The sequence below is a fragment of the Paracoccus actinidiae genome (assembly GCF_030863885.1).
Lineage (GTDB): Bacteria > Pseudomonadota > Alphaproteobacteria > Rhodobacterales > Rhodobacteraceae > Paracoccus > Paracoccus everestensis.
Genome location: NZ_CP132956.1, coordinates 111435 through 138311 on the forward strand (window position 1 = coordinate 111435; position 26877 = coordinate 138311).

Genomic DNA, 26877 nt, shown 5'->3' on the forward strand with positions numbered 1-26877 from the left:
GACGACGCTTATGGCCGACAGCACGGCGGGCAAGAAAAAGGAAGGTGTGTGGGAAACGGTCAAGACCGTGTTCTGGGCGCTTGTCATCGCGGGCATTTTCCGCACGCTGTTCTTCCAGCCCTTCTGGATCCCGTCAGGCTCGATGAAGGACACGCTGCTGATCGGCGACTTCCTGTTCGTCAACAAGATGGCCTATGGCTACTCGCAGTATTCCTGCCCCTTCTCGATCTGCCCAATCAGCGGCCGGATCCTGGGGTCCGAACCCGAGCGCGGCGACGTGGTCGTGTTCCGCCACCCCACGCGCGGCGTCGATTTCATCAAGCGGCTGATCGGCCTGCCGGGCGACACGATCCAGATGCGCAATGGCCGGTTGTGGATCAACGACCAGGAAGTCCCCATCACGCCCGCCAGCGATTTCGTGGAAATCAAGCAACAGCAAGGGCCGCAAGGACTGATCCCGCGCTGCGTGAACGAGCCGGTGCCCGAAGGGGGCGAATGCATCAAGCAGCGCTTCACCGAAACCCTGCCGAACGGACGCAGCCACGACATCCTGAACATCCAGGACGGCGCCTTCGCGGACGACACGCCCACCTTTACCGTGCCAGAAGGCCAGTATTTCTTTATGGGCGACAACCGCGACAATTCCGAGGATTCGCGTTTCCCCCAGGAAATCGGCGGCCTGGGCTTCGTGCCCGCGCAGTACCTGATCGGGCGCGCCGACCGGATCATGTTCTCCTCGGCGGGGCGGTCGCTTCTGTATTTCTGGACCTGGCGGGCCGACCGCTTCTTCAAGGCGGTCGATTGAAACCCGGAGCCGACATCCGTGCCTTCATGGCCCGGCTGGGGCACGACTTCACGCGTCCCGAACTGCTGGTGCGCGCGCTGACGCATGGCTCCATCGCCTCCGCCACGCGGCCCGACAACCAGCGGCTGGAGTTCCTGGGCGACCGCGTCCTGGGCCTGGTCATGGCCGAGGCCTTGTTCGACGCCGACAAATCAGCCAGCGAGGGCCAGCTTGCGCCGCGATACAACGCGCTGGTCCGGGGCGAAACCTGCGCCGCCATTGCCCGAGAGATCGGTTTGGGCGATGTGCTGAAGCTGGGCCGGTCCGAGATGATGTCGGGGGGCCGCCGCAAGGAAGCCCTGCTGGCCGACGCGATAGAGGCCGTGCTGGCCGCCGTCTATCTGGACGCAGGTTTCGACGCCGCGCGCCGGATCGTGATGCGCTTGTGGGCGGGCCGCCTGGACAGCCTGGAGGACGATCCCCGCGATGCCAAGACGGCGTTGCAGGAATGGGCGCAGGCCAATGGAATGCCGCCCCCCGCTTATATCCAGACCGAACGCAGCGGCCCGGATCACGCGCCCATCTTCCTGATCACCGCACGCCTGGCCGATGGCCGCGAGGCGCAGGCCCAGGGCGCGGGCACCAAACGCAGCATCGAACAGGCGGCGGCGCAAACGCTGCTGGACCGGCTGGAGGGCCGCGCATGACCGATACCACACCAACCGCCACCGGTCCGACCCGCGCCGGTTTCGTCGCCCTGATCGGCGAACCCAATGCCGGAAAATCCACGCTGCTCAATCAGATGGTCGGCGCCAAGGTCAGCATTGTCACCCACAAGGTGCAGACGACACGCGCGCGCATCCGGGGCATCGCGATCCACGAGGCGGCGCAGATCGTCTTTGTGGACACGCCCGGCATCTTTCGCCCGCGCCGCCGGCTGGACCGGTCCATGGTCAAGGCCGCCTGGGGCGGGGCAGCCGACGCCGATATCGTCCTGCTGCTGGTCGAGGCGCATCGGGGGCTGACCGAAGGCGCCAAGGCGATCATCGAGTCGCTGAAGGCCTTGGATGGCCAGACTCCGGTGGGGCTGATCATCAACAAGATCGACCGCGTCAGGGCCGAAACGCTGCTGGCATTGTCGGCCGAACTGAACGCGGCCTATCCCTTTGTCAGCACCTTCATGATTTCCGCCGAAAAGGGCTATGGCTGCGACCAGTTGCGCGACTGGCTGGCCGCGACCCTGCCCGAAAGCCCCTGGCTGTATCCCGAAGACCAGATCGCGGACCTGCCGATGCGGATGATCGCGGCGGAAATCACCCGCGAAAAGCTGACCCTGCGCCTGCACGAGGAGATCCCCTATCAGTTGACGGTGGAAACCGAGGCTTGGGAAGAACGCAATGACGGATCCGCAAAGGTGGACCAGATCGTCTATGTGTCGCGTCCCGGCCACAAGGGCATCGTTCTGGGCAAGGGCGGAGAGACGATCAAGGCCGTGGGCCAGGCCGCCCGCGCCGAGCTTGAGGAGTTCATGGGCCGCCGCGTCCATCTGTTCCTGCAGGTGAAGGTCCGGGAAAACTGGCTGGACGAGGCCGAGCGCTATAACGAAATGGGCCTCGATTTCCGCGACGGCGATGCCTGAACCAAGGCTTGCGTCGGGCATCTGGGTTTCGGCCTATCTGGCGCGTCTGGGACTTGCCAATATCCCCGCCTATGTGACCGCGCGCGGCGACGCGACCGCCGGTGCGGTGCTGGTGAAATGCGCCTTGCTGGACGGGACCGCCATGCTTTACGGGCGCGAATGGGATATGGATACCGACAGCCGCCCCTGGCAGGTGCTGGCCCAAGGGCCGGAACGCGATGTGGACGGGGCCATTGCCCGGCAGCGTGGCTTCGACCCCGACCTGTGGGTGATCGAGATCGAGAGCCGCGATGGCCGCACCTTGCTGGACAAGCCGGGACTGGCGTGATCCCGGTTTGCAGCCTATGCAAATGGGCATGAGCAACACGCCCCCTTCCGGTGATTCCCTGCGCGGCCTGATCCTGGCCACCGCGACCTATGTGTTGTGGGGCTTTCTGCCCTTGTTCATGAAGGAACTGGCCCATGTCCCCCCGTCCGAGGTGATCGCGCATCGCGTGCTGTGGTCGCTGCCTATCGCGCTTGCCGTCCTGATGCTGCAGCGACGCTGGGCCGAGGTGGCGGGCGCCCTGCGCCAGCCGCGCCTTCTGGGCATGGCGATGGTGACGGCGGCGCTGATTTCCGTGAACTGGATGATCTATGTCTGGGCAGTGGGCAACAACCACGCGCTTGACGCCGCGCTTGGATATTACATCAACCCGCTGTTCAGCATCCTGATGGGCGCCACCCTGCTGCGCGAAAAGATGAGCCGGGCGCAGATGGCGGCAGTCGCGCTTGCTGCGCTGGCGGTGGTGGTGCTGACGGTGCAGCTTGGGCGGCTGCCGCTGGTCGCGATCGGGCTGATGCTGACCTGGGGCTTTTATGCCTATTGCAAGAAAAGCCTGCCGCTGGGTCCGACCCAGGGCTTCACGCTCGAGGTGCTGCTGCTGACGCCGCCGGCCCTGGCCTATGTGATCTGGCTGACAGCCAGCGGCGGGTCGCATTTCGCCACCGGCAATGCCTGGGACACGGTCCTGCTGATCGGCTGCGGTCCTGTCACTGCCGTGCCGCTGATCTGCTATGCCACCGCGGCCAAGCAGTTGCGGCTGTCCACCATCGGCATCCTTCAATATATCGCGCCGACGATGATCTTTTTGACCGCCGTCTTGGTCTTTGGCGAGTCCTTCGGGGCGGCGCAGATGATCGCCTTTCCGATGATCTGGGCGGCCCTTGTCATCTATACCTTGTCGATGCTGCGCGGGGCAGGGGCGCGGCGCCGGGCCATGTCCTGACTTGGCAGCGCCCCGGCCCCGTGCCAATCTGCCCGCCGGAGGTGCCATGTCCCTGTCCCGTCAGCGCATCACGCTTGTCACCCTTGGCGTGGCCGACATGGACCGCGCACGGGCCTTTTACGAAGCCTGGGGATGGTCGCCCCATGCCGGTTCGCAGCCGGGCGTGACATTCTATCAGATGAACGGCGCGGTGCTGGCCCTGTTCGGGCTGGCCGATCTGGCCGCCGATCAGGGCAGGCCGGGCGCGGGCCTGGGAACCGGGGCGGTCACGCTGGCGCAGAACTGCGCCGATGACAGGGAAACCGACACGGTGTTCCAGGCAGCCCTCGACGCCGGCGCCACGGTTCTGAAGCAGCCCGAAAAGGTCTTCTGGGGCGGCTATTCGGGATATTTCGCCGATCCCGATGGCCATGTCTGGGAGATCGCCACCAACCCCTTTTGGCCGCTGGCCCCCGACGGGTCGCTGGCCCTGCCGGATGCGTGAATGGAGTGGCAGGCCGAGGGCACCGTCCTGGCGCGGCGCCAGCATGGCGAGACGGCGGTGATCCTGGACGTGCTGACCGACCTGCATGGCCGCCATTCCGGGCTGGTGCCGGGGGGCGTATCCCAGAAACGGGCGGCGATGCTGCAACCGGGATCACGGCTGGATCTGCGGTGGCGGGCGCGGCGGGACGACCAGCTTGGCACATTCGCGGTCGAACCGGTGCGGCTTCGGTCAGGGCTGATGGCCGATCCGCTGGCCTTGGCGGGGCTGAACGCGGTCTGTGCGCTGCTGGTCTTTGCCCTGCCCGAACGCGACCCGCATCCGGCACTGGTGGCCGATACGGAACGCCTGCTGGACCTGATGGAAACCGGCACCGATTGGGGCGCCGATTACCTGCACTGGGAAATGCGCCTGCTGGAGGAGATGGGCTTTGGCCTGGATCTGTCCGCCTGCGCCGTGACGGGCGGGCAGGAAGGCCTGGCCTATGTCAGCCCGAAATCGGGCCGCGCCGTCAGCCGCGAAGGGGCGGGGGAATGGGCTGACCGGCTGCTGCCCCTGCCAGGCATCCTGGGCGGGGCGGGCGACAATCGCGGGCATGGCCTGGCCGAAGGGCTGGCGATCACCGGGCATTTCCTGACCGCGCGCATCGCGGGCGAACTGGTGGGCCGCGCGGTTCCGGCCGCCCGCCAGCGTCTTGTGGACCGCCTGACGCGCGGCCAGCCGAAGAACGGTTACTGACCCGCCTCTTTATTGGCCGGCTCGTGCCTGATCGACCGCCGTGACCTGGGCCTGCGCCCCGGTCACGCCGCGTTCGAAGATCAGCCAGGTTTGGGGGGATTTCACCTTCAGCACGCCGCCGTAATACTCCATCTCGGTCGCCGATTGCAGGACCGAAAAGAAGCGGTTCTCGATCGTGGTGTTCTTGCCGCAGGGGACGTTGGTCTTTTGCAGCGGCGACAAGGCGACCAATGGCAGTTCCGCGTTGTTCTTGGCGCCATAACCGTTGCAGGGGCCGCGGCCCGACACGGTGGTCTCGGCAATGGTCAGCGTCATGTTGCGCAAGGGCACGGTCGCGCCATCCATGCCGACCAGGGCATAATCGCCCCCCGGGATGAAGCCCCGGTCGTTGACCGGATCCACGGCGGGCGCGGGTTCGCAGGCGGCAAGAACAAGGGCTGCGGCGGTCAGCGCGCCGAATGTGCCAAGTCGGGCAAGGCGGGGCATGAGGGAAACTCCTGTGGGCGATCGTCGAAGGGAATGCGGCAAAACCGCTTTGGTTGCAGCACCCTAGACGAAATGCGATCAGCCTAACAGACGCCGGGCGATCACTTGCGCCTGAATCTCCGCTGCACCTTCGAAAATATTGAGGATGCGTGCATCGCACAACACCCGGCTGATCTGGTATTCCAGCGCAAAGCCGTTGCCGCCATGGATTTGCAGCGCATTGTCGGCACTGGCCCAGGCCACGCGGGCACCCAGCAGCTTGGCCATCCCGGCCTCCAGGTCGCAGCGGTGGCCGTGGTCCTTTTCCCAGGCGCTGAAATAGGTCAACTGCCGCGCGACCATGATTTCCACCGCCATCATCGCCAGCTTGTCGGCCACACGCGGAAAGGCGATCAGGGGCTTGCCGAACTGCTTGCGGTCAAGCGCATATTGCAGGCCCAGTTCCAGGGCGTTCTGCGCGACCCCGATGGCCCGCGCCGCTGTCTGGATCCGCGCGGATTCAAAGGTCTGCATCAACTGCTTGAAGCCCTGGCCGGTGACGCCGCCCAGCAGGTTTTCTGCCCGAACGGCAAAGCCGTCAAAGCCAAGCTCGTATTCCTTCATGCCGCGATAGCCCAGCACCTCGATTTCCCCGCCCGTCATGCCGGGGGTGGGGAAGGGATCGGCGTCCGTGCCCGGCGTCTTTTCGGCCAGGAACATCGACAGCCCTCGATAATCGGTGGTGTCGGGATCGGTCCGCGCCAGCAGCGTCATCACATGGGTGCGCGCGGCATGGGTGATCCAGGTCTTGTTGCCGGTGATGGTCCAGGTATCGCCATCCAGAACCGCCCGCGTGCGCAGGCTGCCCAGGTCGCTGCCGGTGTTTGGTTCGGTAAACACCGCCGTGGGCAGGATTTCACCGGACGCAAGGCGGGGCAGCCAATAGGCCTTCTGCGCCTCGGTGCCGCCGCCCCCGATCAGTTCGGCCGCAATTTCGCTGCGCGTTCCCAGCGAACCCACACCGATATAGCCGCGGGACAGTTCCTCGGACACGACAACCATCGCCGCCTTGGACAGGCCCAAGCCGCCGAACTCCTCGGGGATGGTCAGGCCGAAGACGCCCAGCTCGGCCAATTCCGCGATGATCTCCATCGGGATCAGCTCGTCCCTCAGGTGCCATCCATGGGCGTGCGGGACCACCTTGTCGTCGGTCCAGCGGCGGAACTGGTCGCGGATCATCTCCAGATCCTCATCCAAGCCCGAGGCGCCGAAGGTGGCGCTGCCCTTGTTTTCCGCAATCAGCGCGGCCAGCCGGGCGCGGGCCTCGCGGGTGTTCCCCCCCATCAGGGCGCGGGCCGCCTCTGACGGCTCCCACTCCACCCCCAGGTCGGACAGCCGGGCGAATTCCGTCTGGCTCATCGGGATGCCGCCTGCGATCTGGGTCAGGTATTCGCCAAATCCGATCTGGGTGATCAGGCCTTCGATTTCGCCACCCACGCGGGCGGACCAGGCGGCAAGCTGGCGCAGCGCCTCGACATAGGTTGCCAGCCAGGACAGCGCATGGGCTGCGTGCTGGTGCGTTTCCATCGCCTCGGCATCGAGCTTGCCGTTGACGGTAACCAGGCCGCGCAAGGATTCGGTGGCGCGCGATTGCAGTTGGGCCAAGTCGGACAGGACAGAGTCGGTCTGGTGCGGCATGTCTTTCATGGTCTGAACCCCTTTTGCGGCATTGCGGCATGGGTAGCGCCTTCGCAGGCGCAGCGCAACAATTATGCGCAGGAAACCCTCAACAGGAACGAAAGTGTCCGTGCGGGAATGGCGCCAAGCGGCATTTTCATTTCCTGCCGGGGCGTTTAGCGTGGCCCGGATGTTTGGATTGGATCCCTGGCAGTTCTGGACGATCTTTGCCGTCACGGCCTTTGCAGGCTTTGTGAAGGGCGCCATCGGATTCGCCATGCCGCTGATCATGGCCTCGGCCTTCGCCTCTATCCTGCCGCCGCAAACGGCGCTTGCGGCATTGATCCTGCCAGTGCTGACGACGAACCTTCACCAGGCCCTGCGGCAGGGATCTGCAGCGGCGATCCAGTCCATCGGCAACTTCCGCTGGCACATCGCCATGGTGCTGGTGGCGATGGCGATTTCGGCAGGATTGGCGCGGTCGATTCCGCAAGGGCTGATGTATGCGCTGCTGGGCGGGCCGATCCTGGCCTTTGCCTTGTGGCAACTGGCGGGCAAGCCCCTGGCCCTGTCCATCCATCACCGCCGCCGGGTCGAGATCCTGACCGGCATCATCGGCGGGCTTTACGGCGGCATCTCGGGCATCTGGGGACCGCCGCTGATCGTGCTGCTGCTTTCCCTGGGCGTGCCGAAGCAGGAACAGGTGCGGGTGCAGGGCGTCGTCTTTCTGCTGGGCGCGATGGGGCTGACGGTGGCACATCTTCTGTCCGGCATCCTGAACGCGCAAACGATCCCCCTTTCGGCGGCGCTGTGCATCCCGGCCTTCGCGGGGATGCTGGCGGGCTTTGCCTTGCAGGACCGCATGGATGCCGCACAATTCCGCCGCTGGACGCTGGTCCTGCTGGTCATCACCGGCCTGAACCTTGTCCGCCGCGCCCTTTCAGACTGGATTTGACATGATCGACGCCGCCGACCTGACCGCCCGCCTGATCCGCTGCCCGTCGGTGACGCCCAATGAAGCGGGCGCCCTTGTCCTGCTGGGCGACCTGCTGGCGGAAGCGGGGTTCGAGGTTCACCGGGTGGACCGCAACGGCACGCCCAACCTGTTCGCCCGCTGGGGCCGCAAGGGGGCGCGCGCCCTGGGCTTCAACGGCCATACCGACGTGGTCCCGCCCGGCGACCTGGGATCCTGGACCCATCCCCCCTTCAGCGGCCATGTCGAGGACGGCATCATCTGGGGACGCGGCGCGACCGACATGAAGTCCGGCGTCGCGGGTTTTGTCGCCGCCGCCATCGACTTCGTGCGCGAGACGCCCCCCGACGGCGCGGTGATCCTGACCATCACCGGGGACGAGGAAGGCCCGTCCCGCGACGGCACCATCGCCATCCTCGACTGGATGGAGGCGAACGGCGAACGCATGGATGCCTGCATCGTCGGCGAACCCTCGAACCCGGAAATCATGGGCGAGATGATGAAGATCGGCCGGCGCGGATCGGCCACCTATACGGTCACCGCCAAGGGGGTGCAGGGCCATGCCGCCTATCCGCACCGGGCGAAAAACCCGCTGCACGCGCTGACGGCATACCTGAACGACCTGATCGCCGCGCCGCTGGACGGGGGGACCGATCATTTCGACCCGACCGGCTTGCAGATCACCAGCATCGACTGCGGCAATCCGGCGTCCAACGTGATCCCGGAAACCGCGCGGGCGGTGGTCAACATCCGCTTCAACGACCTGCATACCGGCGCCAGCCTGGAAGCCGAGTTGAAATCCCGCGCCGCCCGGGTGACCCAGGCCACCGGCGTCGCCCTGACCATCGACAGCCAGATCAGCGGCGAGGCCTTCCTGACCCAGCCCGGCCCCTTCGTGGATCTGGTCCGCAGCGTGGTCACGCAGGAAACCAACCGCCAGCCGGTCCTATCCACCACGGGCGGCACTTCGGACGCGAGGTTCATCAAGAACCATTGCCCGGTGGTCGAATTCGGCCTGGTCGGCGCCTATATGCACCAGGTGGACGAACGCGTGCCGGTGGCGCAGGTCCAGCAGCTCAAGACCATCTACCAGCGGATTCTGGAAAAATATTTCGAATGAAGATCGAACAGACCAACGACCTTGCCGCCTGCCTTGCCCTGCGCCGCACCGTGTTCATCGAGGAACAGCGCGTTCCCGAGGATCGAGAGATCGACGACCTGGACGGCGGCGCCATCCACCTGCTGGCCACTCACGAAAACGAGCCGATCGGCAGCGCCCGCATCCTGCTGGACGGCGACACGGGCAAGATCGGCCGCGTCTGCGTGCTGCCCCGGGCGCGCGGTACCGGCCTGGGCGCGGCGCTGATCCGGGCGGCGCTTGACGTGCTGCGCGTACAGCCGGGCATCACCCGCGCCAAGCTGGGGGCGCAGACCCACGCGCTCGGATTTTACGAAAAGCTGGGCTTTACCGCATATGGTCCCGTTTACGACGATGCCGGAATCCCGCATCGTGACATGACCCGCGACCTTTGAAGGACCGACACATGGCCCAGATTCCCAGCAAGGAACAGATCATGGAATGGGTCGCGGAGCATCCCGACGCCAATTCCAAGCGCGACATCGCCAAGGCCTTTGGCATCAAGGGCGCCGAACGGATCGAGCTGAAGCGCCTGCTCAAGGAGCTTGAAGCCGAAGGTCAGCTTGAACGCCGCCGCCGTCATTATCAGGACGCCGAGCGTCTGCCCCCCGTCACGGTTCTGGAACTGCTGCCCCCTGACGGGTCCGGCGACCTGTTCGCCCGGCCCCTGGAATGGCAGGGTGAAGGCCCGATGCCGCGCATCCATTACGCCCCCCGCGACACCGATCCGGCCCTTGGTCGGGGCGACCGCTTCCTGGGCCGCCTGGTCGAGGTGCAGGGCGAGGATTACCAATACCAGGCCCGCCTGATCCGCCGCATCACCGCCGCGCCCCACCGCATCACCGGCATCTTCCGCAAGGAGGCCGAGGGCGGCCGCATCGTCCCCATCGACAAGGGTCAGGACCGCGAATGGCGCGTCCGCCCCGACGCCACCCAGGGCGCGCAGAATGGCGAACTGGTTCAGGCCGAACAGGTCGGACCCAAGGGCCGGCTGGGCCTGCCGATGGCGCGGATCATCGACCGGCTGGGCGACCCGTCCGCCCCCCGCGCGGTCAGCCTGATCGCCATCCACCAGCACGGCATCCCCGACGATTTCCCCGATGCCGTGATCGCCGAGGCCGAGGGCGCCAAGCCCGCCACCATGAAGGGCCGCGAGGATCTGCGCGACCTGCCCTTGGTGACCATCGACCCGTCAGACGCGCGCGACCACGACGACGCGGTCGCCGCCCATATCGAGGAGGACGGCGGCGCGACCATCTGGGTCGCTATCGCCGATGTCGCCCATTACGTCACCCCCGGTTCGGCCCTGGACCGCGAAGCCTGGCTGCGGGGCAATTCCACTTATTTCCCCGACCGCGTTGTCCCCATGCTGCCCGAGGCGCTGTCGGCCGACCTGTGTTCGCTGCACGAGGGCGTGGATCGCCCGGTAATTGCCGTCCGGATGCGGCTGGACGCGCAGGGCAACAAGATCGGCCATAACTTCCACCGCGGCATGATGAACAGCCGCGCCAGCCTTGCCTATGAACAGGCGCAGGCGGCGGCGGACGGCAACCCGGATGCGCAGACCGAACCGCTGCTGGACAGCGTGATCCGTCCCCTGTGGCACGCTTACGCCCTGCTCAAGGACGCGCGCGCGCGCCGGCAGCCGCTGGACCTGGACCTGCCGGAACGCCGGATCGAACTGACCCCGGACGGGCGCGTCAAGGCGGTCAATTTCCGCGAACGCTTCGACGCCCATCGTCTGATCGAGGAGTTCATGGTCCTGGCCAATGTTGCCGCGGCCGAGGAACTGACCCGCCGCCAGCGCCCGCTGCTGTTCCGCGTCCACGAGGAACCGAGCCTCGCCAAGATCGACGCGCTGCGGGAGGTGGCCCAAGCATCAGGCTTCACGCTGGCCAAGGGGCAGGTGCTGCATACCAGCCACCTGAACCGCCTGCTGGCCCAGTCGGAAGGCACCGATTTCGACGAGCTGATCAACATCAGCACGCTGCGGTCGATGACCCAGGCCTATTACCACCCGGAAAACTTCGGTCATTTCGGGCTGGCATTGAAAAGCTATGCGCATTTCACCTCGCCCATCCGGCGCTATTCGGACCTGGTGGTGCACCGCGCGCTGATCAGCGGGCATGGCTGGGGCAAGGACGGATTGTCGGGCCAGGATCTGGACCGTTTGTCCGAAACGGCCACCCATATCAGCGAAACCGAACGCCGCAGCATGGCGGCCGAGCGTGACACGACCGACCGCTATCTTGCGGCATACCTCTCCGAACGCGTGGGGACCGAGATGACGGGCCGCATCAGCGGCGTCCAGAAATTCGGCGCCTTTATCAAGCTGGACGAAACCGGAGCCGACGGCCTTCTGCCGATCCGCGCCATCGGGCAGGAATATTTCCACTTCGATCCCGACGCGCAGATGCTGATCGGCAGCGATACGGGTCTGGAAATCGGCTTGGGCCAGCGCGTCACCGTGCGCCTGGCCGAGGCGATCCCGATGACCGGCGGCTTGACGCTGGATCTGCTGGAACTGGACGGCCAGCCGCTGCCGCGCGGCCCGCAAAAGGGGCGGCGCGGCCGTGGTCCCCGGCCCATGTCCACCAAGTCCCGGCTGGCCGAAATCAAGCGCGCCACCAAGCGGCGCCGCAAGCGCTGACCTTGTCGGCATCCATCCTGGCCTAACTGTCCCGCAGGGTGTGGGGGCGCGAAGCCCCCACCGTCTCAGCTTTCGCGGAACGCCCGGTTGAAGTAATCCGTCAAGGGCTTCATCAGATAGGCCATCGGGCTGCGCTCGCCTGTCTGAATAAAGACCTCGACCGGCATCCCCGGGATCAGGGCCAGGTCGCCCAGCTTGGCCAACTGGTCGGCCGGGATGGTTACTTCGGCCCGGTAATAGGGCATCTGCGTTGCCTCGTCCATCATGGCATCGGCCGATACCCGGCCCAGCACGCCGTCGATTTCCGGCGTGGTGCGAGAGGAAAAGGCCGAAAACCGCAGCACGACCGGCTGGCCTGCCTGCACTTCGTCCACGTTGATCGTGGCCAGGCGCGCGCTGACGACCAGCGGGCGATCCTGCGGGATCACATACAGGACCGGATCGGCGGGGCGGACCACCGACCGGGGCGTCGTGACCTGCATGTTATAGACGATCCCCGCGGCGGGCGACCGAATGTCCAGGCGGTTGATCTGCTCGATCAGCCCCCGGCGGCGTTCGGCCAGTTCCAACTCGCGATAGCCCAGGTCGCGCAGTTCAGTTTCCGCCTCCTCGCGCCGTTCGGCGCCAAGGCGCAGGCGCTGAATATCCAGTTCGGTCTGGCGCGTCTCGGCGGCAGCGCGGCTGGCCTGCAATTCGCCAACTTGGCCGTCGAGGCTGGCCGCCTCGCGCTGCAGGGCCAGGACGCGGGACGCCTGTGCCAGGCCACGATCCAGCAAGGATTGCTGGTCTTCCAGTTCCTCGGCGATCAGGTCGCGCTGCCGGTTCAGGGCCGCGATCTGCGCGTCGATGCCATCGACCTGCTGGCGGACCTGTTCGGATTGCTTTTCCAATTGCTGGATCGACTGGCGCAGTGTGTCGCGGCGGGTTTCGAACAGGCTGCGCTGTCCCGCGATCAAGGCTTGCAGATCGTCATTCCCTTCGGCGGCAGTCAGCAATTCCTGCGGGATCTGCATCGTTCCTGAATCGCCGCGTTCAGCTTCCAACCGGCCACGACGGGCGAGGATTTCGAAATATTGCCCTTCGACGATGGCGTGTTCCGTGCGCAGCAGGCTGCCGTCCAGGCGGATCAGGGGCTGGCCTGACTCGACCGATTGGCCGTCCTTGACCAGGATGTCCTCGACCACGCCGCCATCGGGATGCTGGACGATCTGGCGCTGTTGTTCGACCTCGACCTGGCCCGATGCGACGACCGCCCCTGCAATCCGGCTTTGCATCGCCCAGACGGTAAAGCCGCCCAGCAGCACAACAACGGCCAGCAGCCCGGTCAGCAAGGTGCCGCGCACCGACCAGCGGGATGGATCGGGGGGCGCGATGGGCCGGGGCGGTGCGGGGGGCGAGGGCGGCTGCACCGGGGGATTCGGCTGGGCCGGGGTCGTCTGCCGTGGGGCGGAGCCGGGAACGGCCGCACCTGCCGGGGGTGCGATGCGGCTGGACAGGATGCCGGTCTGGATCCCCGACGGCCGCGGCGCGGGGTTCCCGTCGCCTTCGGGCTTTTTCGGATCGTCGCTCATGATACGCCCCCTGTGCGTCCGGTTTCCTGCGATTTCAGGATCTGCGCGGAATTCTGCACCATTTCCTGCAACACCTTGTCGCGTGGCCCGAAGGCGCGGCGGATGCCCTGTTCCATGACCAGCAGCAGGTCGCATTCGTTGATGGCCGCAGGCCGGTGCGCCATGATGATCACGCAGCCGTTCTGCGCCTTGATCCGCCGGATCGCCACGTTCAGCGCCATCGACCCTTCGTTGTCGAGGTTCGAGTTCGGTTCATCCAGAACCAGCAGCACCGGATCGGGATAAAGCGCGCGCGCCAGCCCGACCCGCTGGATCTGCCCGCCCGACAGCCGTCCCGTCGCCTGGCTGATGCGGGTGTCATAGCCTTGCGGCAGGTCCAGGATCATCTGGTGCGCCGCAGCAGCCTGCGCTGCGCGCACCACGCGGGCCGGATCCATGTCGGGCGACAGGCGGGCGATGTTTTCGGCAATGGTGCCGTCGAACAGCGTCACCTGCTGGGGAAGATAGCCGATCATGTTGCCCAGCACGTCGGGGTCGTATTGATCCAGCGTCGCTCCCCCCAGCCGGATTGACCCGGCACCTACCGGCCACGCACCGATCAACGCCTTGGCGAGCGTTGATTTTCCCGCGCCCGACGGCCCGATCACGCCAAGCGCCTGGCCCGGCGCCACGGCAAAGGACACGCCGCGCACGGTTGCCACGTTCTGGCCCGGAGGGGCGACGGACAGTTGGCGAACCTCCAGCACGGCATCGGGCCGGGGCAGGGGGGTGTGGCTCACCTGCGCAGGCTGCCGGGACAAGAGCCGGGCCAGCCGCTCCCACGCGTCCTGGGCGGATTGCACCATGGGCCAGCCTCCGACCAGTTGTTCGACCGGGGCAAGCGCCCGGCCCATCATGATCGAACTGGCGATCATCCCGCCCGGTGTCATCGCCTGCTGCAAGACCAGCCAGGCCCCCGCGGCCAGCATCGCGCTTTGCAGGAACAGGCGAAAGCTTTTGGAAAACACCGTGAAGCCCGAGGACAGGTCGGCGCCCTTGACGGATTGCTCCTGCGCCTCGGCCCGCGCCTTGCGCCAGCGGGCATAGGTGGCGCCGCGCATCCCCAAGGCCCCGATCACCTCGCCCTCGTCCCGATACAAGTCCGCCATGCGCTGCGCCTGGGCCGAGGCGACGTTGGCTTGTTGCAGGGGCGTCCTGGTCAGCGTCCGGTTGGCCAGGGTGGCGACCACCAGGATCGCCCCGCCGATGGTCGCGACCACGCCCAGCAGCGGATGAAAGATGTAAACCGCCGCCAGGAACAGCGGTGCCCAGGGCAGGTCGAATGCCGCCAGAAGCACGGGCGAGGCGATCAGCCGCTGGACCCCGTCCAGATCGCGCATCCCGCTGGCCGCTGCTGCCGATTCGTCGCCAGAGATGGCGCCTTCGCGAAGGGCCGCGGTAAAGACCCGCCCCTCCATCCGGTCCTGGAACCGCGCGGCGATCCGCCCCATCACGCGGGCACGGATGAAATCCACGAAACCCATTAGCAGGAACAGGAACACCACCAGTACGAACAGCGCCGTCAGCGTTTCCACCGAACGGGATGCCAGCACCCGGTCATAGACCTGCAACATGAACAGCGGTCCGGTCAGCATCAGCAGATTCACGACTGCCGAAAACAACGCGACCGCGCCGAACAAGGGCAGGCCGGCTGCACGCGCCCTGCGCAGTTCCTTGGCGCCTTCCTGGAAAGCGGGCGACTTGCTCATTCATTCATCCTTCATCGTTCAGCCATCGTGGCGGCCTTGCCGCAGGCCCCGCGCGCCAGTATGCGATGATCGCTGGCTGCCGTCATGCGTCCTGTTTTATCCCGAAAAGGTTAGGAGATCCTTTGCGTCCCTTGTCCCTTGTCGTTCCGCTGGCCCTGGGCGTGATTCTGGCGGGCTGCGCGTCGGAACCTGTGATGCAGGACGGCATTCGCGTCAACGACCCGTTCGAGGCAGAGAACCGCCGCGTTCATGCCTTCAACAAGGGATTTGATCGACGGGTGGTCGCCCCCGTGGCCAGGCTCGCCTCGTCTGGCAACGATACGGGGGACGGACCGGGCGCGATGGATCTGGTCATCAATGCCGGGTCGAACCTGTCGCTGCCCGGCAAGGTGGTGAACAGTGTCCTGCAAGGCCGCCCCGAACCCGCGATCAAGAACTTTTTCCGCTTTGCGGTCAATACGACGCTGGGAATAGGGGGTCTGCTCGATCCTGCCGGCCAGGATTTCGGGCTGCCCGAACAGGATACGGATTTCGGCGAAACGCTGGCCGTCTGGGGCGTGCCCGAAGGAGCCTATTTGGAGCTGCCGATCCTGGGGCCTTCGACCCAGCGGGACGCGGTGGGCAAGGTCGTGGATCTGGTCATCGATCCGCTGAATCACCTGTTGCACCGGGATGGAGCATGGGCGGCATTTGGCCTACGCGCCGCCTCAAAAGCCGGTGATCGGGCGCGATTCGGCGACACGGTGGATAGCGTTCTGCAAGACAGTGCGGATAGCTATGCCCAATTGCGGCTGATCTATCTGATGCACCGCCGCCATGAACTGAACGAAGGAGGGACCGACATTGACCCCTATGCCGACGCAGCCGCAGTTGATGCCATCGACCCCTATGACCCGTGACCGCCGCGGCGTCCTGGCGCTGTTCGGATGCGCGGCGGCGCTGTCCGTGGTCCCCATGCATGGCTGGGCTCTCGACTCGGGCCAGGCCCGCGCCTTGATCGATACCGCCTTGGGCGAGGTGTACCAGGTCATCAATTCAGGCCAGCAGCCCGCCCGGCTGTATCGCGATTTCGAGGCGATCTTCGTGCGTTACGCCGATGTCGATGTGATCGCCCGGTCCGCCCTCGGGCCCGCCGCGCGGCAGGCGGACCCCCGCGCCTTGTCGGATTATACGCAGGCTTTCCAAGGCTATATCGGCCGCAAGTACGGCAAGCGGTTCCGCGAGTTCGTCGGATCCAGGATCGAGGTGACGGATGCGCGGCCGCTGAAAAGTTTCTATGCCGTCACCTCGGTCGCCTATCTGAACGGCCGCGCCCCGATGGAGGTCGAATGGCACGTATCGAACAAGTCCGGCCAGGACAGGTTCTTCAACATCATCATCGAGGGCGTGAACATGCTGGCCAGCGAACGCGCCGAGATCAGCGCCATGCTGACCGCGCGGCGCGGCGATCTGGCGGCGCTGACGGCGGATTTGCAGGCGGCGGGCTAAGGGCCGCCTGCAACGGACATCACAGCAGGAAATCGCCCGCACTCAGGGCGTTCTGCCCCAGAACCACGATTTCGAAATCCGCCACCTTGTCGCCGGTGACATCGGCTCGGACCATCAGATTCGCCCCCGTCTTGAGATACCAGACCGAATTGGCGGCAGCCGTCGTGCCCGAGAAGTCAAACACCTGATTACCCGCGGTCCGCGTATTGGCGTCCAGGGCGCGCAGGTCGATGTCGTCCACCCCCGTGCTGAAGTCCGCGATGCGGTCGCGGCCCGCGCCAGCGGTGCTGTCGGACAGGGCGTTGAAGATGAACACGTCTCGTGCTGGATCCAGACCGCCGGCAAGTCGATCAGCGCCCGTGCCGCCGTTGAGCGTGTCCCGCCCGGCCCCGCCGTTCAGGATGTCGTTCCCCGCCCCACCCATCAACAGGTTGGCTGCGGCATTGCCTGTCAGGCTGTTGTTCAGCGCGTTTCCTGTTCCGCTGATCGCGGCCTTGCCGGTCAGGATCAGGTTCTCGACCTCGCCCCGCAATTTGAACGATGCGCTGGCCTGCACAAGGTCGATGCCCCGTCCCGCGGTCTCGGCCACCTGGTCCCCGGTATTGTCGGCGATATAGATGTCATTGCCAGCGCCGCCGCGCAGCAGGTCAATGCCCGTGCCGCCGTCCAGCCAATCCGCGCCCTCGCCGCCTGTCAGGGTGTCGTTGCCCGCCCCGCCCTCCAGCCGGTTCGCGCCCGCAGTTCCGGTCAGGATGTTGTTCAGGCCATTGCCCTTGGCATTGAGATTGTCGGTGCCCACCAAGATCAGGTTTTCAAGCTGGTATCCAAGGATCGTGCTGAACGTGGCGCGGACCGTGTCGGTGCCTTGGCCCATCGCTTCGGCAATCGCATCCGCCGCGTTGTCCAGGACATAGACATCATCGCCCGCCCCGCCGCGCAGGGTATCGGCCCCGGCGGCGCCATCCAGCCAGTCATTGCCGATTCCCCCGTCAAGCAGGTCATTGTCGATCCCGCCCAGCAAGGTGTCGCTGCCGCCGTTCCCGAACAGGCTGTCGGCGCCGGTGCCGCCCACCAACTGGTTGGCCGCGCCGTTTCCGGTCAGGCGGTTCGCAAGCAGGTTGCCGGTCCCGTTGATCGCGGCACTGCCGGTGAGGGTGAGGTTTTCGACGTTCGAGGCGAGAGTGTGTGTGAAACTGGCGTTGACGGTATCACTGCCGCCGCCCGCAAGCTCAGCCACCGTGTCGCCCAAGGTGAGGTGATAAGTATCGTTGCCTGCCCCGCCGGTCAGGACTTCAGCCGCGCCTGTACCGCGGAGAATGTCGTTCTCGCTGCCGCCCGTGGTCAGGTTGTCGTCAAGGATACGGATTTCTATTGTCTTGTAGTTACTTCCATCCTCGAATGAAAAGCCCCCCGTGCCGTTGACTTGAACGACCAGATACGCAGTTTCGACAGCTTCCTGGATGTCGTCCTGCATTGCAGAAATTGAAAAAGGCTCTCTCTCTGTTTGGGGGAAGTTGCTGACGATCATCATCGAGCCGCTGCCTGACGCTCCGCCGATATCAGAGTTCTGTGCCGTTCCTCCGGTAACCGTCGTGTAATAGGACCAAGTGATCTGATGATTGAACAACTCTAGAAGTTCGAGGCTTATCGAACGTGTCTGACCTTCGCGAATTGTGATAGTGTCAGGAACTGTAAGTCTGGCATATGCCACGGGAAGCCCTCATTAAATATCGCGCTTGAACATTGTCGCGGAATATTCAGTAAGGACCTCCCGGCATGAAGCAACTCTTTGCGCGCATCTTGGATTCAGTACTGCAAGATGTACCGCATCCGCCACAGGCAGGCCAAAGGGGATCAATTTCCCCCCAAGATCCCGTTCAACGCCCGGCTCAGCGCATCGTCTGAACTGGCAGTGCTGCTGTCGCCCGGTGTCTGGGGGGCCGTGACCTGCGTCGGCGTACCTGCCGCAGGATTGGCCGAGTTCACCGCACCGGCCAATGCCGCCGCCAGCGGGTCGTCGGCGGAACCGGAGGTCACGACCTTGGGCGCGCCGTCGTTCGACAGCAGGATGCCGCTGCCGTCCGGGGACACCGTGGACAGGGGCAGTTCCGGCAAGCCCTCGTGGATGTCGGTCATCACCGCCTGCCAGATCTCGGCGGGCAAACCGCCGCCGGTGACCCCCTTCAGGGGCGTGTTGTCGTCATAGCCCATCCAGACGCCAACCACGTATTGTTCGGAAAAGCCCACGAACCAAGCATCGCGATAGCTGCTGGTGGTGCCGGTCTTGCCCGCGACCGGGCGTGAGCCCATCTTGGCGCGCCCGCCGGTGCCGCTTTCGATCACCTGCTGCATCATGTAGATCAGCTGTCCTGCGGCGCGCTGGCTGATGACGCGGCCGCCCAGGCCGCCCGACTGGCCCATCAGCGGCTGGTCGTCGCCCGCGATGCGCAGTTCCACCAGGCCGTAGGGCGCGACCGAGGTGCCGCCGTTGCGGATGCCCGCATAGGCGCCGGTCAGTTCCATCAGCGTGGCCTCGGACGCGCCAAGGCCCAGCGAGGGGCTGGTGGTCAGGTTGCTGACGATGCCGAAGTCATGGGCGATGCGGCGGACCTCGTTGCGGCCCACCGCCTCTTGCAAGCGGATCGTCGCGGTGTTCAGCGATTGCTTCAGCGCGGTCGTCAGCGTCACTGCCCCGGAATAGCGGCGGGTATAGTTCTGGGGCGACCAGGGTTTGCCGCCGGGGATGCGGATGGTCAAAGGCCCGTCCTCGACCCGGTCGCCGGGACCGTAGCCTGCTTCAAGGGCTGCGGCGAAGACAAAGGGCTTGAAGCTGGACCCGGTCTGGCGCTTGGCCTGGACGGCGCGGTTGAAGGCGCCGTTCACGATGCTGTCGCGCCCGCCGATGATGGCACGCACGGCGCCGTCGGCGGACATCACCACGACCGCAGCCTCGGCCTTGCTGTTGTCGCTGACCTTTTCGTCGAAGATCCGTTTCAGCGCCCGTTCGGCGGCCGTCTGGATGCGCGGGTCGAAGGTGGTGCGGATCGTCACGTCCTCGGTCGTTTCGCTGGTCAGGAAGCCGGGACCGGACTCCATCACCCAGTCGGCGAAGTAACCGCCTGCCCGCGCCTCGGCCGCCTGCGACAGGCGCGCGGGGTTGGCGCGGGCCTGGGCGACCTCGTCGGCGGTCAGATAACCTTCCTCGGCCATCAGGCCCAAGACGACATTGGCGCGTTCCTGGCTGCGCTTGAGGTTCGCGGTCGGGGCGAAATAGCTGGGCGCCTGCAAAAGCCCGGCCAGCATCGCGGATTCGGCGGCGTTCACATCAGAGGCGGGCTTGTTGAAATACCGCTGGCTTGCCGCCTGGAACCCACGAGAGCCGCCCCCCATGTAGGAGCGGTTCATGTAGATATTGAGGATGTCGTCCTTGGAATACTTGGCTTCCAGGGCCAGCGAATAGGGGACTTCCTTGATCTTGCGCCACAGCGAACCGACGCGGCAGTCCTGTTCGAACGCGGCCTCGTTCTTCCAGCGGATCGGATCGAAGGTCTCGCCCAGGCACAAGAGCTTGGCGACCTGCTGGGTGATGGTCGATCCGCCATGGCCCTCCAGCGGGCCGCGCCCCTCGGCCAGGTTGATGCGCACGGCACTGGCGATGCCGCGCGGGCTGATGCCCAGATGGCCGTAGAAGCGGCGATCCTCGGTCGCGATCACGGCTTCCTTCAGCACCGGGGCGATCTTGTCGCTGGTCACGGCGCCATAGGTTTCGCCACGCCAGGCAAAGACCTTGCCGTCATTGTCCAGCATGGTGACGGACCCGCGTGCGCGGGCGTCGAACAACGCCTCGGGCGCGGGCAGGCCGGCATAGAAATAGGCGGTGGCGGCCCCCACGATGAGGGCCAGGACCATGGCCAGGCGCCAGGCCGATCCCCACAGGATGCGCCAGATCAGGCTGACCGTGCCGGCAATGGTGCGCACCACCACATTGCCGCGCCGGACGCGGCCCTTATGGCGGCGGACGGCCGGCTTCGCCTCGGCCTCGGCCGCGCGTTTGTCGGCAACGGGGCTGCGGCCCGTGCGCTTCGGGGTGCCGGTCGGTCGTTTCATGCGTCAGGGTGCCCGCGTTCTGCCAAGGCCATTTTTCGGCCAAATTGCGCGTCACCCTATACCAAGAATTGTCTGGGGGGAATTGGCCTGACCAATCCGTGATTTGCACAAGGAAAAGGCCCGGCAGGGGTGCCGGGCCTTTGCGATGCTGCGGGATGCCTTCAGTTATAGGCGTTTTCCCCGTGGGTCGTGATGTCCAGGCCCTGGCGTTCGTCATTGACGGTGACGCGCAGCCCGATCAGCGCCTTGACGACATGGATCGCGACAAAGGACACGACGCCCGACCAGACGATGGCGATCACCACGCCCAGGGTCTGGTTCCAGACCTGCCCGCCCATCGAGAATTCCGCCACCGCATTGGCGCCGTAGTCGAAGACGCCCGTCCCGCCCAGCGACGGGGCCGCAAAGACGCCCGTCAGGATCGCCCCCACGATGCCGCCGATGCCGTGGATGCCGAACACGTCCAGGCTGTCGTCGATGCCCATGCGCGGCTTCATGCTGATGACGAACCACATGCACAGCAGGCCCGCGATCAGGCCAATGGCGATGGCGCCCATCGGGCCTACGAAACCGGCCGCCGGGGTGATGCCCACCAGGCCTGCGATGGCACCCGAGATGCCGCCCAGAAGGCTCGGATGGCCGCGGAACGCCCATTCGCCAAAGGACCAGGCCAGCACGCCTGCAGCGGTGGCGACGGCGGTGTTGACCATGGCAAGCGCAGTCAACCCGTTGGCCTCGAGGTTGGAACCGGCGTTGAAGCCGAACCAGCCGATCCACAGCAGGCAGCCGCCAATCAGCGTGAAGGTCAGGTTGTGCGGGGCCAGCAGTTCCTTTTTATAGCCGATGCGGGGACCGGCGACCATGGCGGCGACAAGGCCCGCCACGCCTGCGTTGATGTGAATGACCGTGCCGCCCGCGAAATCCAGGGCGCCATGGCCGAACAGCAGGCCCGAAGGCGCGTCATAGGCCGACGGCCCGCCCCACCACCAGACCATGTGGGCCATGGGCAGATAGGACAGGAAGAACCAGATCACGATAAACAGCAGGATGGCGCTGAACTTCAGCCGCTCTGCCGTCGCCCCCACGATCAGGGCGGATGCGATGCAGGCGAAGGCCATCTGGAAGATCACGAAGGACAATTCCGGGATCACGACGCCTGCCGAAAACCCTTCGATGTTGGACCCGGTTGTCACGCCCGACAGGAACATCTTGGACAGCCCGCCGATATAGGGGGTGAAGACTGTCACGTCCTCGGCGGTGCCTGCGCCGGTAAAGGCCAGCGAATATCCAAAGGCCACCCACAGGATCGCCATCACGCTGAACACGGTCAGCACCTGCATCAGCACCGACAGCATATTCTTGGCGCGCACCAGCCCGCCATAAAACAGCGCCAGCCCCGGCAGCGTCATCATCATCACCAGGATGGCCGAGATCAGCATCCAGGCCGTGTCGCCCTTGTCGGGCACGGGGGCGGCGGCCTCGACCGCGACCACGGCGTCCTGCGCGAATGTGGGTGCCGCGAGCAAAATCGCGGCACCGGCAATAAAGGGAGCAGCCCTTGTCATCATCATATCCCCTTCCATGCGGCGCCGGCGCGCCGCGACGCCCTTTCATGGGGCGGCGTGCCAGGGCTTGCACAGATATCGGACAGGCACGGGACGGGTTCAGACAGCGATTGCCCGTTTCATGGGCGGAATGGGCAGGCTGCGCCCGAAAGTCAGGCAGGTTCGGTTCAGGGTTGCCAACCGCAGGGTCAGGCGACGCGGCTAACGACGAAATCGGCCAGGTCGGACAGCATATCGCGGATGAGATGCGGCGGCAGCTTGGTCAGCGCCGCCTTGGCGGTGGCCGACCAGCGAAGCGCGTCGGCCCGCGCGGCGTCCATCGCGCCGTGGCGGGCCAGCAGCGACAAGGCCTGCTCCAGATCGCCGTCGCGCTGGTCGCCCGCCTCGATGGTACGCGACCAGAAGGCGCGTTCCTCGGGCGTGGCAAGGGCCACGGCCTTGATGACCGGCAGGGTCAGCTTGCGTTCGCGGAAATCGTCGCCCACGTTCTTGCCGATGGCTTCCGTGGCGCCGCCATAATCCAGCAGGTCATCGACGATCTGAAAGGCGATCCCCAAGGCATCGCCATAATCGAACAACGCCTGCACCTGATCGGCAGGCGCGCCCGCGATGACGCCCCCCACCTCGGTCGCGGCGGAAAACAGGGCGGCGGTCTTGCCGCGCACGACTTGCAGATAGATGCCTTCGTCGGTGCGCAGATCCTGGGCGGCGGTCAGTTGCAGAACTTCGCCCTCGGCAATGGTGGCGCTGGCATTGGCCAGAATCTCCAGCGTGCGCAGGTTGCCGGGTTCCACCATCAACTGGAAACTGCGCGCGAACAGGTAATCGCCCACCAGCACGCTGGACTTGTTGTCCCACAGCAGGTTCGCGGTGGGGCGCCCGCGCCGCTGGCGGCTTTCGTCCACCACGTCGTCGTGCAACAGCGTGGCGGTGTGGATGAATTCGACCGTCGCGGCCAGGTGGATGTGATAAGGACCGGAGTAATCCAGCATCCGGGCCGCAGCCAGCGTCAGCATCGGACGCAGGCGCTTGCCCCCGGCCTCGATCAGGTGGGCCGTCACCTCGGGGATGCGGGGGGCGTGCCTGCTGGCCATGCGGTCGCGGATCAGGGCGGCCACCGCCTCCATCTCGGCGCTCAGCGCCTCGGACAGCCGGTCCAGCGGTTTCTGGACGTTTTCCTGCACACCCATGGCCTTATCCTTCTGAAGCGCCCGACCCTTGCCACGCCCTCGACAATTGCGCAACCGCCGCCTAGCGTTTCCCCATGAAAGAGCTTTTCCGCAGCAACGATCCCGTCCGTATGTCCCGTGCCCTTGGATTGCTGGAAGACGAGGGGATCCCGGCCTTCCACCTGGACCAGCACACAAGCATTCTGGAAGGATCGCTGGGCATCCTGCCGCAACGGCTGATGGTGGCGGACCGCGACGAATTCATGGCCCGCGCCATCCTGCGCGACGCCGGCCTGGATGAGTGATCTGTCAGACGACGGCTTTTTGGACGGCCGATTGCGGATCGCCCAACCCCGGCGGGGCTTCCGGTCGGGCGCCGATGCGGTGATGCTGGCTGCGGCCTGCGCAGCCGCGCCGGGGCAGTCGGTTCTGGAACTGGGATGCGGGGCGGGGGTTGCCAGCCTGTGCCTGGGCTGGCGCGTTCCCGGCCTGCGGCTGGTCGGGCTGGAAGCCCAGGCGGATTATGCGGAACTGGCGCGCGGGAATGCGGCGGCGAATGGCATTCCCATGCAGGTGCTGACGGGGAACGTGGCCTTTCCGCCTGCCAGGCTGCGCGGCATGGCCTTCGATCATGTCATTGCCAATCCGCCCTATTTCCTGGACGGAACGCCTGCGCCCGATGGAGGCAGGGACATGGCGCGGCGCGAGGATACACCCCTGGCCGCCTGGATCGACGCGGGCCTGCGCCGCTTGCGGCCCGGCGGCATTTTGACGCTGATCCAGCGGGCCGACCGGCTGGACGCGATACTGGCCGCGCTGGGGGGGCGTGCCGGATCGGTCGCGATCCTGCCTTTGGCGGCACGGGCCGGGCGCGAGGCCGGGCGGGTGATCCTGCGCGCGCAAAAGGGCGGGCGGGGGCCGCTGCGATTACTGGCCCCTTTCGTCATGCACCACGAGCCGGCCCATGCGGGCGACCGCGAGGATCTGACCGATGCGGCATCGGGGGTGCTGCGCAAGGGTCTGCCGCTTGAAGCGTTCTTTGCAAAAGTCCCGTGACAGAATCGAATGCCTGTGCTGCAATCGCCCTGTTCGACTCAACCTATACAGGAGGACGCGATGTCGGTTGCTTCCCACGTCGAGGAACTGCGCAAGAAACACCAAGTGCTTTCGGATGCTGTTGAAAAGGAACAAAGAAGTCCCGGATCCAGTGATACTCAGATCAAGGCCATGAAGCGCGAGAAACTTCGAATCAAGGAAGAGATTTCCCGACTGTCCCACTGACCCGTTGAACGGTGACGGATTTGAAACGGCCCGCGCGATTTGCGCGGGCCGTGTTCTTTTGCCGCAGGCGGTTCAGACGAAATACTGCCCGCCGTTTGCGCTGATGGTCGATCCGGTGATGAAGCCCGCATCGTCGGATGCCAGGAACACGACGGTCCGGGCGATCTCCTCGGGTTCGCCCAGGCGGCCGACGGGGATCTGCGGGATGATCTTTTCGCTCAGCACCTTTTCGTCGATCGCCTTGACCATCTCGGTCGCGATATAGCCGGGACAGATCGCGTTGACGGTGATGCCCGCCCGTGCGCCTTCCTGGGCAAGCGCCTTGGTGAATCCCAGGTCGCCCGCCTTGGCCGCGCTGTAGTTCGCCTGGCCCGCCTGGCCCTTTTGCCCGTTGATCGAGCTGATGTTGATGATCCGCCCGAACTTGCGGTCGCGCATCCCCGACCAGACGGGATGGGTCATGTTGAAGACGCCGGTCAGGTTGGTGTCGATGACCTCTTTCCACTGCTGGGGCGTCATCTTGTGGAACATTGCGTCGCGCGTGATGCCCGCGTTGTTGACCAGGACGGCGATCGGACCCAGGTCTTCCTCGATCTGCTTGATACCCGCCGCGCAGGCATCGTAATCTGCGACCGACCATTTATAGGTCTTGATCCCGGTTTCTTCCGTGAACGCCTTTGCCGCATCGTCATTGCCCGCATAAGTGGCGGCGACGGTATAGCCAGCATCCTGAAGCGCCTTGGAAATTGCCGCGCCGATGCCGCGCGACCCGCCGGTGACAAGTGCTACCTTGGACATTGATCCTCCCCCTTGAAAATGATCGGCTCTGAAATATTGCTACAAGGCAAGTTTGTGGCGCGCAACATCATTGCGCGCCATTCCGCCTAGCGTTCGACACACAAGGCAACGCCCATGCCGCCGCCGATGCACAGCGTGGCCAGCCCTTTTTTCGCGTCGCGTCGCGCCATTTCGAACAGCAGGGTGTTCAGCACGCGCGCGCCGGATGCGCCGATGGGATGGCCGATGGCAATCGCTCCGCCGTTCACGTTCACAATGTCGGGGTTCCAGCCCATGTCCTTGTTAACGGCGCAGGCCTGGGCGGCAAAGGCTTCGTTCGCCTCGACCAGATCCAGATCCTGGACGGACCAGCCCGCCTTTTCCAAGGCCTTGCGGCTGGCCGGAATCGGGCCAGTGCCCATGATCGCCGGATCCAGTCCCGCCGTCGCATAAGAGGCGATGCGCGCCAGCGGCGTCAGGCCGCGGCGGTTCGCCTCGTCCTCGGTCATGACCATGACCGCCGCCGCACCGTCGTTCAGGCCCGATGCGTTGGCCGCGGTGACCGAGCCTTCCTTGGAAAATGCGGGCCGCAGCTTCTGCATGGCCTCCATGGTGGCGCCGTGGCGGATGTATTCGTCCTTGTCCACCACCGTGTCCCCCTTGCGGGTCTTCACCGTGAAACCCACGATTTCGTCGTCAAAGCGGCCTGCCTTTTGCGCGGCTTCGGCCTTGTTCTGCGAGCCCAGCGCGAATTCGTCCTGCTGGTCGCGGCTGATCTGCCATTTCTGCGCGACGTTTTCCGCCGTGGTGCCCATATGGTAATTGTTGAAGGCGTCCCACAGCCCGTCGCGGATCATCGTGTCAATGAACTGCATGTCGCCCATCTTCTGCCCGGCGCGCAGAAAGGTCGCGTGCATGGACATCGACATGCTTTCCTGGCCGCCCGCCAGCACGACCTTGGCATCGCCCCCGATCACCTGCTGGGCTGCAAGCGCCACCGCGCGCAAGCCCGATCCGCAGACCTGGTTGAGCAGCCAGGCTGACGATTCCTGCGGCAGGCCTGCCTTGATATGCGCTTGGCGGCCGGGGTTCTGGCCCTGGCCTGCGGTCAGAACCTGGCCCAGGATCGTCTCATCGACCTCGGCGGGGTCGATGCCCGCGCGGGCCACGACCTCCTTCAGAACGGCGGCACCCAGGTCATGGGCCGGGATATTGGCGAATGATCCCATGAAACTGCCGACCGGGGTGCGGGCGGCGGAAACGATTACGGCTTTGGTCATGACGGGTTCCTTCCCTCGAAGCCAGACAAGTGGCGAATCGTGGACAGGATGCGGGTTCATGCCGTGGCGTCAAGC

The 26877-nt window shown here is 65.6% G+C and carries 26 protein-coding genes; 16 read left to right on the top strand and 10 right to left on the bottom strand.

All coding sequences use genetic code 11. The features are described from left to right. Window positions 1-10: 10 nt before the first annotated feature. The 7 genes from lepB to recO are packed head-to-tail and all read left to right on the top strand — an operon-like array spanning window position 11 to window position 4913. Window positions 11-805, top strand: a complete 795-nt coding sequence (lepB, locus tag Q5701_RS00600; RefSeq protein ID WP_306753248.1) for a signal peptidase I — start codon at window positions 11-13, stop codon at window positions 803-805. Beyond that, window positions 802-1491, top strand: a complete 690-nt coding sequence (gene rnc, locus Q5701_RS00605; RefSeq protein ID WP_306753249.1) for a ribonuclease III — start codon at window positions 802-804, stop codon at window positions 1489-1491. The genes lepB and rnc overlap by 4 nt, the downstream gene beginning before the upstream one ends. Then, entirely contained in the window at window positions 1488-2423 is a 936-nt protein-coding gene (era, locus tag Q5701_RS00610) for a GTPase Era (RefSeq protein WP_234854966.1), read from the top strand. The genes rnc and era overlap by 4 nt, the downstream gene beginning before the upstream one ends. Next, window positions 2416-2751, top strand: coding sequence for a DUF1491 family protein (locus tag Q5701_RS00615; protein ID WP_306753250.1), 336 nt, complete (start codon window positions 2416-2418; stop codon window positions 2749-2751). Before era ends, Q5701_RS00615 begins: the two co-directional genes overlap by 8 nt. A 22-nt stretch (window positions 2752-2773) precedes the next feature. Then, window positions 2774-3691 (top strand): EamA family transporter RarD, encoded by a 918-nt coding sequence (rarD, locus tag Q5701_RS00620; protein WP_373568597.1) that lies wholly within the window; start codon window positions 2774-2776, stop codon window positions 3689-3691. A gap of 52 nt (window positions 3692-3743) precedes the next feature. Beyond that, window positions 3744-4175, top strand: a complete 432-nt coding sequence (locus Q5701_RS00625) for a VOC family protein (RefSeq protein WP_306755485.1) — start codon at window positions 3744-3746, stop codon at window positions 4173-4175. Then, on the top strand, window positions 4176-4913 hold the full coding sequence (gene recO / locus Q5701_RS00630) for a DNA repair protein RecO (protein WP_306753252.1): 738 nt from the start codon (window positions 4176-4178) through the stop codon (window positions 4911-4913). A 9-nt stretch (window positions 4914-4922) separates the two neighbouring features. On the opposite strand, the gene Q5701_RS00635 is transcribed toward recO, so the two are convergent. Both Q5701_RS00635 and Q5701_RS00640 read right to left on the bottom strand, forming a co-directional pair. Further along, entirely contained in the window at window positions 4923-5399 is a 477-nt protein-coding gene (locus tag Q5701_RS00635) for an META domain-containing protein (RefSeq protein ID WP_306753253.1), read from the bottom strand. A gap of 78 nt (window positions 5400-5477) precedes the next feature. After that, window positions 5478-7085 carry an acyl-CoA dehydrogenase family protein gene (locus tag Q5701_RS00640; RefSeq protein ID WP_373568598.1) on the bottom strand — a complete coding sequence of 536 codons (1608 nt, stop codon included), beginning with the start codon at window positions 7083-7085 and terminating at the stop codon, window positions 5478-5480. 160 nt (window positions 7086-7245) lie between these two features. Here Q5701_RS00640 and Q5701_RS00645 point away from each other — a divergent pair, with 160 nt between their 5' ends. From Q5701_RS00645 to rnr, 4 genes are read left to right on the top strand one after another with little or no spacing between them, the layout of a single operon-like run. Continuing rightward, complete coding sequence (locus tag Q5701_RS00645; RefSeq protein ID WP_306755487.1) at window positions 7246-8010, top strand: sulfite exporter TauE/SafE family protein; 765 nt, start codon at window positions 7246-7248, stop codon at window positions 8008-8010. A gap of 1 nt (window position 8011) precedes the next feature. Beyond that, on the top strand, window positions 8012-9148 hold the full coding sequence (gene dapE / locus Q5701_RS00650; RefSeq protein WP_306753254.1) for a succinyl-diaminopimelate desuccinylase: 1137 nt from the start codon (window positions 8012-8014) through the stop codon (window positions 9146-9148). Then, complete coding sequence (locus Q5701_RS00655) at window positions 9145-9561, top strand: GNAT family N-acetyltransferase (RefSeq protein ID WP_306753255.1); 417 nt, start codon at window positions 9145-9147, stop codon at window positions 9559-9561. Before dapE ends, Q5701_RS00655 begins: the two co-directional genes overlap by 4 nt. 11 nt (window positions 9562-9572) lie before the next feature. Beyond that, window positions 9573-11816, top strand: coding sequence for a ribonuclease R (rnr, locus tag Q5701_RS00660; protein WP_306753256.1), 2244 nt, complete (start codon window positions 9573-9575; stop codon window positions 11814-11816). A 65-nt stretch (window positions 11817-11881) separates the two neighbouring features. On the opposite strand, the gene Q5701_RS00665 is transcribed toward rnr, so the two are convergent. Together Q5701_RS00665 and Q5701_RS00670 are read right to left on the bottom strand one after the other, a co-directional pair. Further along, window positions 11882-13387 (bottom strand): HlyD family type I secretion periplasmic adaptor subunit, encoded by a 1506-nt coding sequence (locus tag Q5701_RS00665; protein ID WP_373568599.1) that lies wholly within the window; start codon window positions 13385-13387, stop codon window positions 11882-11884. Continuing rightward, the gene (locus Q5701_RS00670; RefSeq protein WP_306753257.1) at window positions 13384-15135 is read right to left on the bottom strand and encodes a type I secretion system permease/ATPase; all 1752 of its coding nucleotides are present in this window, start codon (window positions 15133-15135) and stop codon (window positions 13384-13386) included. Before Q5701_RS00670 ends, Q5701_RS00665 begins: the two co-directional genes overlap by 4 nt. A gap of 131 nt (window positions 15136-15266) precedes the next feature. Between Q5701_RS00670 and Q5701_RS00675 the strand changes: the two genes are divergently transcribed. Then, window positions 15267-16034, top strand: coding sequence for an MlaA family lipoprotein (locus tag Q5701_RS00675; protein WP_306753258.1), 768 nt, complete (start codon window positions 15267-15269; stop codon window positions 16032-16034). Next, a complete protein-coding gene (locus Q5701_RS00680) occupies window positions 16024-16623 on the top strand; it encodes an MlaC/ttg2D family ABC transporter substrate-binding protein (RefSeq protein ID WP_306753259.1) in 600 nt (199 codons plus the stop codon). The genes Q5701_RS00675 and Q5701_RS00680 overlap by 11 nt, the downstream gene beginning before the upstream one ends. A 19-nt stretch (window positions 16624-16642) precedes the next feature. Here the strand turns inward: Q5701_RS00680 and Q5701_RS00685 are convergent, their stop codons facing one another. The 4 genes from Q5701_RS00685 to Q5701_RS00700 all read right to left on the bottom strand — a co-directional run bounded on the left by Q5701_RS00685 (window position 16643) and on the right by Q5701_RS00700 (window position 23485). Continuing rightward, complete coding sequence (locus Q5701_RS00685) at window positions 16643-18097, bottom strand: M10 family metallopeptidase C-terminal domain-containing protein (RefSeq protein ID WP_306753260.1); 1455 nt, start codon at window positions 18095-18097, stop codon at window positions 16643-16645. A 380-nt stretch (window positions 18098-18477) separates the two neighbouring features. Further along, the gene (locus Q5701_RS00690) at window positions 18478-20730 is read right to left on the bottom strand and encodes a transglycosylase domain-containing protein (RefSeq protein ID WP_306753261.1); all 2253 of its coding nucleotides are present in this window, start codon (window positions 20728-20730) and stop codon (window positions 18478-18480) included. A 161-nt stretch (window positions 20731-20891) separates the two neighbouring features. Beyond that, window positions 20892-22295 carry an ammonium transporter gene (locus Q5701_RS00695; RefSeq protein WP_444875303.1) on the bottom strand — a complete coding sequence of 468 codons (1404 nt, stop codon included), beginning with the start codon at window positions 22293-22295 and terminating at the stop codon, window positions 20892-20894. Between the two features lie 188 nt (window positions 22296-22483). Further along, window positions 22484-23485, bottom strand: a complete 1002-nt coding sequence (locus Q5701_RS00700) for a polyprenyl synthetase family protein (RefSeq protein ID WP_306753263.1) — start codon at window positions 23483-23485, stop codon at window positions 22484-22486. 74 nt (window positions 23486-23559) lie between these two features. Here Q5701_RS00700 and Q5701_RS00705 point away from each other — a divergent pair, with 74 nt between their 5' ends. Genes Q5701_RS00705 through Q5701_RS00715 form a run of 3 tightly spaced genes read left to right on the top strand, consistent with a single transcriptional unit; the run spans window position 23560 to window position 24745 of the window. After that, window positions 23560-23769, top strand: coding sequence for a putative signal transducing protein (locus tag Q5701_RS00705; RefSeq protein ID WP_234854981.1), 210 nt, complete (start codon window positions 23560-23562; stop codon window positions 23767-23769). Further along, entirely contained in the window at window positions 23762-24520 is a 759-nt protein-coding gene (locus tag Q5701_RS00710; protein ID WP_306753264.1) for a tRNA1(Val) (adenine(37)-N6)-methyltransferase, read from the top strand. Before Q5701_RS00705 ends, Q5701_RS00710 begins: the two co-directional genes overlap by 8 nt. Before the next feature lie 60 nt (window positions 24521-24580). Then, the gene (locus tag Q5701_RS00715; RefSeq protein WP_234854983.1) at window positions 24581-24745 is read left to right on the top strand and encodes a YdcH family protein; all 165 of its coding nucleotides are present in this window, start codon (window positions 24581-24583) and stop codon (window positions 24743-24745) included. A 72-nt stretch (window positions 24746-24817) separates the two neighbouring features. On the opposite strand, the gene Q5701_RS00720 is transcribed toward Q5701_RS00715, so the two are convergent. After that, window positions 24818-25543: a beta-ketoacyl-ACP reductase gene (locus Q5701_RS00720; RefSeq protein ID WP_234854984.1), complete on the bottom strand. Its 726-nt coding sequence runs from the start codon at window positions 25541-25543 to the stop codon at window positions 24818-24820. 86 nt (window positions 25544-25629) lie between these two features. Next, window positions 25630-26802, bottom strand: coding sequence for an acetyl-CoA C-acetyltransferase (locus Q5701_RS00725; protein WP_234854985.1), 1173 nt, complete (start codon window positions 26800-26802; stop codon window positions 25630-25632). Window positions 26803-26877 lie beyond the last annotated feature (75 nt).